Origin of the sequence: Flavobacterium sp. YJ01 (genome assembly GCF_029320955.1) — a bacterium.
GTDB lineage: Bacteria > Bacteroidota > Bacteroidia > Flavobacteriales > Flavobacteriaceae > Flavobacterium.
On sequence record NZ_CP119757.1, the window covers coordinates 1,188,869 to 1,201,921 of the forward strand.

A 13,053-nucleotide genomic window follows, 5' to 3' on the forward strand; every position below is an offset into this window, starting at 1 on the left:
AATTAAACGAATTGAAATTATTAATTTTTCATTTTATGCGTCAATATTTGCATAAACTGCATTTTTCTCAATAAACTCTCTACGTGGCGGTACTTCATCACCCATTAACATAGAGAAAACCTGATCTGCTTCTGCTAAACTATCAATATTTACCTGACGTAAAGTTCTGAAGTTTGGATCCATTGTAGTTTCCCATAATTGCTCCGCATTCATCTCTCCAAGACCTTTATAACGTTGAATATTAGCACTTCCACCCATTCTTTCGTTTGCTTGATCACGTTGAACATCATTCCAAGCATATTCTTTTTTGTTTCCTTTTTTAACTAAGTATAAAGGCGGTGCAGCAATATACACGTGACCTTCCTCAATTAGTTCTTTCATGAAACGGAAGAAGAACGTTAATATTAAGGTAGAAATGTGACTACCATCGACATCGGCATCACACATGATGATTACCTTATGATATCTTAGTTTTTCCAAGTTAAGTGCTTTACTATCTTCTGCAGTTCCTACTGTTACTCCTAAAGCAGTAAAAATATTACGGATCTCTTCGTTTTCGAATACTTTATGATGCATCGCTTTTTCAACATTCAAAATCTTACCACGTAATGGCAGAATCGCTTGAAAATTACGATCACGTCCTTGTTTTGCTGTTCCACCAGCCGAATCTCCCTCGACTAGGTAAACCTCACATCTTGCAGGATCTTGCTCAGAACAATCAGATAATTTTCCTGGTAATCCTCCACCGCCCATAACGGTTTTACGCTGTACCATTTCACGAGCTTTTTTCGCTGCGTGACGTGCTTGAGCCGCTAAGATTACTTTTTGGATAATCAATTTTGCATCATTTGGGTTTTCTTCCAAATAATTCTCTAACATTTCTCCAACTGCTTGAGAAACTGGAGAAACTACTTCTCTGTTTCCAAGTTTGGTTTTTGTTTGTCCTTCGAATTGCGGTTCAGAAACTTTTACCGAAATAATAGCAGTTAATCCTTCACGGAAGTCATCTCCAGCAATTTCGAATTTTAATTTATCTAATAACCCTGAAGCATCAGCATATTTTTTAAGTGTTCTTGTTAAACCACTTCTAAAACCTTGTAAATGCGTTCCTCCTTCGTGAGTATTAATATTATTTACGTAAGAAAAAATATTCTCCGTATAGCTTGTATTATAAATCAAGGCAACCTCCACCGGAATTTCACCTTTATCATTATCCATGCTGATAACATGAGAAACAATTGGCTCACGGTTACCGTCTAAATAACGAATATATTCTTTAAGACCTTCATCAGAGTGGAATACTTCACTTCTAAATTCGCCTTTTTCATCTACTTCTCTCTTATCTGTAAACGTGATTGTGATTCCTTTATTTAAGAAAGAAAGCTCACGCATACGAGCTGAAAGCGTATCGTATGAAAACTCAGTAGTTTGAGTAAAAATAGTATCATCAGGATAAAAAGTCTGACGAGTACCTCTTTTTTCTGTTTCTCCAATTTGTTTAACCGGATATAATGATTTTCCTCTTTCGTATTCTTGTTCATAGATTTTTCCTTCTCTAAAAACAGTAGACTTCATGTGAACCGAAAGTGCATTTACTACAGAAACCCCAACACCGTGAAGTCCTCCAGAAACTTTATAAGAGTCTTTATCAAATTTACCTCCGGCACCAATTTTAGTCATTACAACCTCAAGTGCAGAAACTCCTTCTTTTTTATGTAAATCAACTGGAATACCACGACCGTTATCTTCAACTGTAACCGAACCGTCTTCGTTTATTGCAACACTAATCGTATCACAATGTCCTCCCATCGCCTCATCAATAGAGTTATCAACAACCTCGTAAACCAGATGGTGTAGTCCTCGAACCCCTACATCACCAATATACATCGATGGACGCATTCTTACGTGCTCCATCCCTTCTAATGCCTGAATACTATCTGCTGAATAATTGTTCTTCTTGATTTCTTCGCTCATATAATTTATTCTAAAAAATGTAATTATTGTCTAACAGGCAAATATATAAAAACGCAAGCTATATATCCAGTAAAATACGACATAAAGCACTTAAGTTATTAACAGAATTGTCTGAAAAACCAAAAAATAAAACCAAAAAATAAAACTAAAAATGAATTTAAATTCTAATTTTCTCAAATTCTAAATTTCAAAACTAGAAATAATGCAAAATTTGAAATTCTAATTCTATAAATTCCAAAAGCAAAAATTGAATCTATATTAACTAACGAAGCCGAAATGCATTTAAACGCATTTCGGCTTTTCTATTTTTAATTCGATATTAAAATTAATCTTTTAAACTGTAATCCCGGTTTTTACGGTTTCAAAATTTCCATTCAAATGAGCTGCATTTGCTCTTCCGCTTGGATCTAAATTTTCTTGCCATTTCGGAATCCATTTTCGAACGGTCTGTGCCGCGCTGACTTGCGGATAATATTTATGGAAAATTGATCGATATAAATAAGCTTCTTTTGTTGTTGGCGAATTATATGGAAATTCTATGTTTGCGCCAGCCAATTGTTCGTCTGTAACTTGCGAAGCACAATATTCTATTAATTCATCTACCCAATTATACCCAACTCCGTCTGAGAACTGTTCTTTCTGACGCCATAAAATTTCTGAAGGCAAGTATTGATTTTCAGCAACATCAAAGGCTTTTCTTAAAATGTATTTTTCAATTCCGTCGTAAGTTTTTGGTTGTTTTTCTTCTGTTTTAATTCGAATTGTAGTATCTAAAAAATCTGTGTCCAAAAACGGAAATCTCACTTCTAAACCGTGCGCCATTGTCGTTTTATCGGCACGAAGCAAATCTGCAGTAAACAATTTCTGAACTCTCTCGATTGTTTCGTCTTGAAATTCTTCTTCTGAAGGGGCATTTCTAAAATACAAATGACCTCCAAAAACTTCATCTGCACCTTCTCCTGACAAAACTACTTTTATTCCTTGATTAGCAATTTCTTTAGAAAGCAAATACATCGGAACTCCCGATCTTACAGAAATAATATCATACGTTTCAATATGATAAATTACTTTTTCTAAAATCTTAACTCCTTCTTCTACAGAAAAATGAACTTCGTGATGTTCAGTTCCTAAAAATTCAGCTGCTTTTCTAGCCGCAATATTATCTGGTGAATCAGCATTTAATCCGATAGAAAATGAATGCAGTTTTTCTCCTTTGTCTTTTAATAATCTTGAAGTTACGGCAGAAATCAAAGAGGTATCCAAACCACCAGACAATACCACTCCTAAAGGCACTTCTGCCAACAAACGCTTACGAGTTGACTCTATTAAACTTTCGCGAATAAGTTCTAAATCTAATGTCTGAGTTGCTTTTTTATGATCCTCATATTCTGGATGATAATACTTTACAAAACCAGTTTTTGCTGTATAATAATGTCCAGGAGGAAAAGTTGAAAATGATTTACATTGATCTGCAATAGATTTCATTTCTGACGAAAAATAAATTCTTCCTCTTTCATCCAAACCATAATACAAAGGTTTTACTCCAATCGGATCGCGACCTGCAATATATTTATCTCCATCGATAACAACGAATGCAAAATCGCCATCTAGTTTATTACAAAAATCATATCCAAATTCTTCATAAAGATGTACAATCACTTCAGAATCTGAATTTGTTCTAAAAGTATGATGCTTTAAAACCGTATCTTTAAGTTCCTGATAATTATAGATTTCACCATCGTGAATCATCCAAGCTTTATCAGTTCCTTGAATTGGCTGTTTCCCTGAATTAAGATCAATAATAGATAAACTTTCATGACAAAGCACACTTCCGTTTTCCATAATATGAATATCACTTTCGTCAGGGCCGCGATGCGACATTCTTTCAGAAAGTTCTTTTACGAGTTGTGGGGCTTTTCCTTTACCAATTACGGCTAATAATCCAGACATAATTTTTTATTTTATTATTCTATTATCATTCAGTTTATCCGAACATTAAAAAATCATTAAAACATTTCGTTCAAGGCAAAACTAAATATTAATTTTTGCTTTGAGCTATTAAAATCATTAAAATATTCAGAGTTTAACAATAATAATGCAGGTTTCAAATATATTAAAAGAAAGTTAAATAATTACAAAACAAAGCTTATAATCAATTGAAAACTACACAAATCAACTTCATAAGACAAGAAAAACGCTCTCTGAAACAGAGAACGTTTTTTCAAAAATATAATATATACTAATTCTAAAAATTAAAATTATTTACGCTTTAACATAAGCATCATCGTGAACACTTGCAACTGCTCTTCCTGATGGATCGTTCATGTTTTTGAAAGCCTCATCCCACTCCAAAGCAATTTTAGTACTACAAGCTACACTTGCTTCCTGAGGTACGCATAATGCCGCCGCATCGCTTGGGAAATGTTCTGTAAAAATAGAACGATAGTAATATTCTTCTTTTGAAGTTGGAGTCTGCAATGGAAATTTAAATCTTGCATTTGCCAATTGTTCATCTGAAACCTCTCTTGCTACCACTTCTTTCAGAGTATCAATCCAGCTATAGCCTACTCCATCAGAAAATTGCTCTTTTTGTCTCCAAGCAACACTTTCTGGAAGCATATCTTCAAAAGCTTTACGAACAACCCATTTTTCCATTGGGTGCTCTTTGTTGATCATTTTATCTTGTGGGTTGATGCGCATTGCAACATCCATAAATTCTTTATCTAAGAATGGCACACGCCCTTCGATTCCCCAAGCTGCTAAACTTTTGTTTGCACGTAAACAGTCGTACATATGAAGTTTTCCTAATTTACGAACGTTTTCTTCGTGGAATTCTTTAGCGTTTGGTGCTTTGTGGAAATATAAATATCCTCCAAATAACTCATCTGCTCCTTCTCCTGAAAGAACCATTTTTATTCCCATTGACTTGATCACTCTTGCCATTAACCACATTGGAGTTGAAGCTCTTACAGTAGTTACATCGTAAGTTTCTAAGTTATAAATTACATCACGAACAGCATCTAAACCTTCTTGGATTGTAAATTTAATTTCGTGGTGAATAGTTCCAATATGATCTGCTACTTTTCTTGCTGCAGCTAAATCTGGCGAACCTTCTAATCCAACTGAGAAAGAGTGCAATTGCGGATACCAAGCATCTGTAGTATCATCTGACTCAATACGTTTTTGAGCGAATTTTTTGGCTACAGCCGAAGTAATTGAAGAATCTAAACCTCCCGAAAGTAAAACTCCGTAAGGAACGTCACTCATTAATTGTCTGTGAACCGCCGCTTCCAATGCTTTTCTGATTTCTGGAATACTTGTTTCGTTATCTTTTACTGCATCATATTCTGTCCAATCTCTTTTGTACCATTGTACAAATTCGCCGTCTTTGCTTGATAAATAATGTCCTGGAGGGAATAATTCGATTTTTGTACAATATCCTTCAAGAGCTTTTAACTCAGAAGCTACATAAAAAGTTCCATGCTGATCCCATCCAATGTATAACGGAATAATTCCCATATGGTCACGAGCTACGAAATACTCATCTTTATCCACATCATAAATTGCGAAACCGAAAATTCCGTTTAATTCGTCAACAAAGCTTACTCCTTTTTCTTTATATAATGCTAAAATAACTTCGCAGTCACTTTCAGTCTGAAAGTTATATTTTCCTTCAAATTGCTTACGTAAATCTCTGTGATTGTAAATTTCACCGTTTGCAGCCAAAACCAATTTTTTATCTTCCGTAAATAAAGGTTGTTTTCCTGAAGCTGGATCTACAATTGCCAAACGCTCATGAGAAAGAATCGCTTTATCATTGCTATAAATTCCGCTCCAGTCTGGTCCGCGGTGACGAATGATTTTAGACATTTCTAATACTTGAGGTCTTAACGCTTCGGCTTTTTGTTTAAGATCAAAGGCACATACAATTCCACACATAATATTCTATATTTTTATTTTATAATTTTAATTTGATAAGGCAAAGATGAAGTATTAGTTACAATTGAAAAACATAAATATTAATTTCAATTACAAATTATAACCATAATTTTAATTTTACATATAAAATGTAAAATTTAGAAGTAAAAATAAGCTCGAAACTTGAAAATTTTAATTTGGAACTAAAAAAAGGTTTAAAATTGAAAGTTTGATGTAATTCTTTGAATAAAATTTTGAGTTATCTTAGTATCAATGAAAAATTCGCAAAGAACAGATTGAAAGTTGTTTTTGAATTGTATTTTATACAATCATTTTCCAATTTCAACAAAGAAAAATCCTCATAAGTAGCTCGACAAAGATCTTCTATTCATTAATATTAAAACATAGCCCGTGGTTTCAACCACGGGAAACGTATTGTATATATTGCGTCCGTGGTTGAAACCACGAGCTATGTTCAATAAAAGATAAAGAACTCGAGATGGCAAAATTATGGAGAATGCTTTCTTGTTAATTCAACTTTGTCAAAGTTGTTCGTAAACTAAATTAATTACTCAACATTTTCAATAGTATAATGCGTCTTATTAATCTCAAACTGAAATCCAACTTTATTTCCCATCAAATGATTTCCTAGCGGAGATTGTGGAGAAAGCGCAATCACATTAATTCCGTCGATTGCAATTTTAGGAAGCGCAACGCTAACATATAAATAGATTCCATTTGCTTTTACCAAACTCCCCAAAACAATATTTTCTGTTGATTTTGTTGGATCAATTTTATCTAAAATTCCTTTTTGCTCGATTGCTTCTTTGAGTTTTGTAGTCAATTTTTCCTGTTCGATATGCATCATCGACAAAGCCGTTTCGTGCTTATCACCTGCAGAACCTTTGGCATCGTTTTTAGAATCTTCAGTCAAGTTTGAAATCATGTCTTTAAAAACATCAATTCTATCTTGAACCATTTGGGTATAATGTGTGTATATTTTTTCTTTGAAAGTCATTTTTTGAGGTACTGAGGTTCTGAGGTACAAAGATGCAAAGGTTTTTTCCTTTATTAAAAAAAACAGCCACGAATTCACGAATCTACTCCAAAAAATTCATGAGTTCATGGCTGAAAAAAAAAGGCACTCTATTATTTATATAATCTTTGTGCCCTAGTGTCTTTGTGGCTAAATATCTTTAAAAATCAAATTTATAATTTGCGCCTCCTAAAATCTGGAATCCTTGTACAGGATAATTTAACCATTTTTGATAAGCTTGATTTCCAATATTATTAGCTTTTAAGAAAAATGTCAAACGATCACTAAACTTATAACCAACATGAGCATTAGCATCAAAATAACTTTTTAAAGTAATTGGCGCATAATTAGCTGCAATTCCTGAATTTGCCTGCATGTCTTTTCTTTCTCCTACATAAAATACATTCAAACCTGCATACCATTGCTTAGTTATATTAACGTCTAAAGTTGAACTTAATTTCATTTTTGGCAAATTCCATGCTTCAACTACGTTATCAGTATTATAACTATTAAAAGTTCCGCTGATTCCAAAAGCCACATTTTGAGAGAAATCGGCTTTTAATTCTGCATAAAATCGCAATGTTCTAATATCCTCATAAACTACTCCAAAAGAGTTCCCGAATGCATAATCCTCATTTGTAATTACTTCTGTATAATCATTAGCCTTAAATAATGCTTTATCTTTTTCATTCAAGTATGAACCTGTCAAGTTATAATTTACATTGTTTGCTAATTTACCTTTCAAACCTGCAAAAACATTATATTGAGTGCTAGACGGACGCATGTTTAAAGTCGGTGACAAAAACGGATTTTCAGTCACAAAATCAGCATAAGAGTTTTGTTTTAAACCTCCATCTACTCCTGTATAGAAAATCATTAAATCTCCAACCAATTTGTAGGAAGCGTTTACTTTTGGGTATAAATAAAATTTGTTTCCACTATTTTCTGTATTTCCGCTATAGAAAACTCCTGCTCCTAATTCTAACGTCCAATCATTTTCATGAATTACAAAACTTGGCTCTATTCCAACATTTGTAAAACCATATTTTACCGCTTCAGTATTAGTCTGTAAATAATTATTTTTGAAAGAACCGCTAACATGATCTACAATTACATTTGTTTTAATTGCCTGATCCATAATATCAACCGTAAAAGTCGGCTTTACATAAAATCTATTTTCCGAAGAAGAATAACTGTCTGAAAAATGAGTGAATTTTGCAGCAAGATTGCTAAAAATACTCTCTGTAAATTCAGCATTTCCGCCAAGCCAAATCGTATTATAAGAATGATCTGAATTGATGCTATTTACTAAATCCAGACGCTGAGCCGGATTTGTCGAACCAAAATCAGCCGGAAGTCCGTACCAATTGTAAAGTTGATTTTGATATCCTAAATCAACATTCCAATTATTATCTCTGTTATTCTGACCATAACCTACATTAATTGCCGTATCGTAAAACTCGTCATTCAATTCTAAGTCTTTAATTCCGCCTTGAGAAGAATGATGACGAAATATTCCAGCCAAATAATCATTATTTCCTAAATCCTGATTTACAAATAATTCTGCATTTAAAGTGCCATAATTTCCAACTCCCAAAGTCGCATAATTATTAAACAATTTTTCTCTTTTAGCTTTTTCAACACCTTCGGCTTTTCCTTTAGATGGTGTAAATGTCGAAGCCACAGGAACAGACAAAATACTATATTTAATAACTTCTTTCGGCTGATTCCCGCTATCGTCAAGCGAAGGAGTTTCTTTTACTTTAAAAGCATCTGAAATAGTTGGCGAATAAGGTTTTACCACGTTTACAGTTTCAGTTCCGATGCTTTCATTTTTCTTCTGTGCAAACGAAAACTGAGCCGTAAATAATACTAGCAAAACGATAATTTTATACTGGCAATTTAATTTCATATTTCTTCTTTTTAAGAGTATAGAGAAAAGATTATAGAAAATAGACTTATGCTATTTCTTAATTCTTATACTAAAACTCTTTGTTCTCTAAGTATATTCTAAAATCTTTTTTCTTTGTTCTATTTTCTTTGTTCTATTTTAAGCTTCCCATTCGCCTTTGGCTACAAACTGAGCTTTTCCTCCAATATTAATATCAAAATGATCATTTTCTAGTTTCCCTTTAAAATAAATTTCAGACGGACGACCAATGTAATCTCCCTGATGATTTGCCACTTCAATTTCAGAAGAATGATATTTTAAAAGATACGCCTGCAAACATGTACTTGCGCTTCCTGTTGCGGCATCTTCAACCAATTGATTATTTTCCACACATAACATTCTGGTTGTCAGTTTCGAATCTTCAAAACTATAAAAATACAATCCTTTATGATCTGTTTTACAATGCTGTTTCAACCATTTATCGGTTTTATCTTTATCTAAAACTAAATTTTCTAAGGCTCTTTTGCTGTTTAACGGAACAATTACAAACGCACTTCCTGTTGTCACTTCTTGTATCAAATATTGATTATCAAAATCATCAATTGTCAAGTTGCTGAAAGACGGAAAATCTTCTTTTGCAAAAACATCCCAAAATTTTGGCTGAGCCGCTTTTAACCAAATCAAATTTTCTGATTTGTTTATCGCAATTGGTCCAATCGGAACTTCAAGTTTGATTTCATTTGGAGCATTTTCAAATATCTTATTCATCAAAACCCAAGAAGTTCCAATTATTGGATGTCCTGCAAACTGCATTTCGTGAGCTGGTGTAAAAATTCTAATTTCAGCTTTATTATTTTCTCTGTCAAGTTTGGTAACAAATGTGCTTTCTGCAAAATTAATTTCGCGAGCAATCTGCTGCATTTGTTCTGTACTCAGATTTTCTGCATCCATAAAAACCGCCAACTGATTTCCAGCATATTTTTTATCAGCAAAAACATCAACTATATAAAAAGGTAAATTCATTTCTTTCTTTCTTTTTTAGAAAATAGAATAAAGAATATAGAGAATAGACTTTCCAATCTTTAATTCAATCTATGTTCTTTTCTCTATATTCTATATTCTTTTATTCTTATCTATTAATCGACGAATTCGTTTTTGATTCTTCAGATTTAATAGCACTCAATTCTTTTTTAGCTTCTTCAACAACATCTGGATAATCTGTAAAATTGTTAATTACATTATCCAAAATATATGTCGCTTGATAACTGTCTTTTAATCCGTAGAAATTTTTTGCCATCAATACCAAGCCTTTTGCACCATAATATTTATAAGCCGAATAGCTTTTTGCTAATTTTTGAACAGCAGTATTTGAAGCTTCATACTTTCCTTCTTTGGTTTTAAAGTAAGCATCATAATAAAGTGCTTCTGCTGCCAATTCTCCTTTAGAAGTTGTAGCTAATTTTGCATATGCCGTTTTCGCTTTGTCTTCATTTCCAGTTTGAATTGCTGCCCGCGCCACAATAATTTGCGCATCGGCTTTTACACCTGCATCAGATTTTGGGTTTTCCAAAACTTTTTCAGCAGCAACTACAGAGTTATCATAATCTTTTTTGTCATAATAACATTTCATTAAGTTTGCTTGCGCGAAAGTTTTGTTCTGCGGATAATCTGCTTCGCTTTCCAAACGTTTTAAAACAGGAATTGATTTATCGCAATCTTTTGTTTTCAAATAAATCTGAGCCAATCTGTTTAAAGCTTGTTCTGTAAATTCGCTTCTTGGCTGATCTGCAACATATTGATAGTTTGCTGTAGATTTCGTTTCAGAACCTTCTGCGTAATAAAGCTGTGCCAAGTAAAAATTAGATTCTAAAGCATGTATTCCGTTCGGGAACTTTGCAATATAACCTCCAAAACCTGTAATCGCAGTTTTACTATTATTTTGACTGTATTGTTTAAATGCAGCGTCATAAGTATCGTTATCCAACTCTGCATCTGAAACTTCAACAAAATCTAAAGTTCTTACCCAAGTTGCATATTCGTCTACTTTTCCCGAATCAACATAAATTAATCTTGCAGTTGCAACTGCTTCTAAAGCTTCTGGAGTTTTTGGAAATTCTGCTGCTACTTTTTTAAATTTCGTTAAAGCCTGCTGATCACGATCTGAGTTGTAATAAATCAAACCTTGTTTTAAGATTGCTTTTGAAGTAAAAGTTCCATTTTGGAATTCTGAAATTAACTGATCGTAAGTTTTTAAAGCTTGATCATTTTTCTTTTCAGCAACATACGTATTTCCTAATTCGAACAAAGCATCATCACGATAAGATGACTTTTTATACATCTGAAGGAAATTATTCAATTCATCAACTTTCTTGGTATTGTTTGACATAAATCCATAAGAAAGTGCTTTTTGAAATTGCGCATAATCAGCATCAACACCTCTTGCCGCAATTGCTTTTCCGTATGCTTCATTTGCTGCACTGTATTTTGAAGTCACAAAACGAGAATCTCCCAAACGCAAATAAGAATCGTTTAAACGAACCTTATCTGAAGGCGAATTATCAATCTGAGCTTGAAAAGAATTTGCCGCCTGATCGTATTCTTTCAATTTAAAATACGTGTAACCAATATTATAATTGATGTTTTTATATTCATCTGTTGATTTTGCAGCTGCCATTCCAGCAAACTGCTTATACGTTAATAAAGCATTCTGCATATCATCATTTAGATATTCCGTTTCTGCTTTCCAAAACGTCGCACGTGCCGTAAATTCAGGAGTTTTTTGTTCGCTAATAGCGCTTTTAAACATTTTACCCGCTTCTTGATAATTCGATTCGTTATACAATTCTAATCCACGGTAAAAAAGCACTTTTTGGTACGCTGCCTTGTTTTCTGCAGTTCTATTTTTTTCTAATAATGTTAAAGCTTCCTTGTAGTTTTTTGAAGAAATATAAGAGTCAACCAATAATTTTTCTACTTCAGAACGGCTTGAATTATTTGGATATTTTTTAAGAAAATCTAATAAAATTCCTGGAACAGCCTGATAAGCATTTCCGATATCGTAACTTAATTTGGCATAATTTAAAGCGGCATCTTCTTGAATCTGGGTATTAAAATCCATTTCAGAAGCATTTTTAAACGCATTTAAAGCTTCTTGTTTTTTACCAATATTCAGATAACTTAAACCTAAATGGTAATACGCATTTTGCGCAACGAAATCTTTTCCTTCGATAATTTTATTAAACTGAGAAATGGCTTTTTCGTAGTTTTTTTGCTCATAATAAGCGTAACCTAACTGATAAAAATCGGTATTATTCCATTTTCCTTTTTTACCAGCATATTTTTCCAAATAAGGAATCGCTTTTTCGTATTGCTTTAAATTGAAATAACTTTCACCAATAATTTTATTTAATTCTGATTGTTCTAAAGCATTAGATTTAGCCATCGCTTGCTGACCTAAATCAATAGCTTTTTGGAAATTTCCTAATTTGAAATTCATATCAGCTTGATAATATGAAAGTTTCTCTTTATACTTTTCTTCTCCTGAAACTTCGTCAAAATATTTTGTCGCTTCTTTATAATCGTCGCCTTCATAGGCCATAAATCCTAAATAATACTTGGCTTGAGAACCATATTCTTTAGAATTTACCACTTTATTAAAATAAGAAGTTGCTTCTTTTTTCTTTTTAGCATTAAAATAGCTGTAACCTTTCATGAAGTTAAACTTATCAGATTCAGCTTTACTCATATAACTTTCGTCTACTTTATCAAACCATAATAAAGCTTTTGGGTAATTTCCTTGTTCGAAAAAATATTGCGCAGCTTCTATATAAGCCTGATTTTGCTTTGTGCTAGTTGGATAATCATTTACAAATTTTTCCATTAAAGCATCGGCATTTGCTTTGTTGGTTCTTATCGCGCAGTTGGCAATGTAATAAGCACAATCTGACTGAATTTCTTCTGTCGTAGCATTATTCTTTACTTTTTCAAAAATAAGTTGTGCCGAAGCATATTGTTTGTCATTATATAAAGCCAGTGCTTTGTCAAAATCCTTTAAATCGTATGTATAGATAGCTGATTTTTGTGCCGAAACCGTCGTCGAAATAAGGATAATTTGGAATAAAAAGAACCAGGAAAGTTTACGCATTTTCAAAATATTTAGTATTCAAATGTATCATTTTATACGCTTTATAACGAAACGTTTCGCAGTTTTATTATGAACAATTTAAGAAATCGC

Annotated in this window: 7 protein-coding genes; all 7 read right to left on the reverse strand. The window is 32.9% G+C overall.

All coding sequences use genetic code 11. The features are described 5' to 3' along the window. Nucleotides 1-33 precede the first annotated feature (33 nt). A complete protein-coding gene (gene gyrB, locus P0R33_RS05350) occupies nucleotides 34-1,974 on the reverse strand; it encodes a DNA topoisomerase (ATP-hydrolyzing) subunit B (protein WP_276174530.1) in 1,941 nt (646 codons plus the stop codon). A gap of 333 nt (nucleotides 1,975-2,307) precedes the next feature. After that, nucleotides 2,308-3,924, reverse strand: coding sequence for an asparagine synthase B (gene asnB, locus P0R33_RS05355; protein WP_276174531.1), 1,617 nt, complete (start codon nucleotides 3,922-3,924; stop codon nucleotides 2,308-2,310). A 312-nt stretch (nucleotides 3,925-4,236) separates the two neighbouring features. Further along, the gene (gene asnB / locus P0R33_RS05360; RefSeq protein ID WP_276174532.1) at nucleotides 4,237-5,913 is read right to left on the reverse strand and encodes an asparagine synthase B; all 1,677 of its coding nucleotides are present in this window, start codon (nucleotides 5,911-5,913) and stop codon (nucleotides 4,237-4,239) included. A gap of 547 nt (nucleotides 5,914-6,460) precedes the next feature. Continuing rightward, on the reverse strand, nucleotides 6,461-6,910 hold the full coding sequence (locus P0R33_RS05365) for a hypothetical protein (protein WP_276174533.1): 450 nt from the start codon (nucleotides 6,908-6,910) through the stop codon (nucleotides 6,461-6,463). Nucleotides 6,911-7,088: 178 nt separating this feature from the next. Beyond that, nucleotides 7,089-8,840 (reverse strand): TonB-dependent receptor, encoded by a 1,752-nt coding sequence (locus P0R33_RS05370; RefSeq protein WP_276174534.1) that lies wholly within the window; start codon nucleotides 8,838-8,840, stop codon nucleotides 7,089-7,091. Between the two features lie 138 nt (nucleotides 8,841-8,978). Beyond that, nucleotides 8,979-9,842, reverse strand: coding sequence for a PhzF family phenazine biosynthesis protein (locus P0R33_RS05375; RefSeq protein ID WP_276174535.1), 864 nt, complete (start codon nucleotides 9,840-9,842; stop codon nucleotides 8,979-8,981). A 106-nt stretch (nucleotides 9,843-9,948) separates the two neighbouring features. Next, complete coding sequence (locus tag P0R33_RS05380) at nucleotides 9,949-12,963, reverse strand: tetratricopeptide repeat protein (RefSeq protein WP_276174536.1); 3,015 nt, start codon at nucleotides 12,961-12,963, stop codon at nucleotides 9,949-9,951. Between the last annotated feature and the right edge of the window lie 90 nt (nucleotides 12,964-13,053).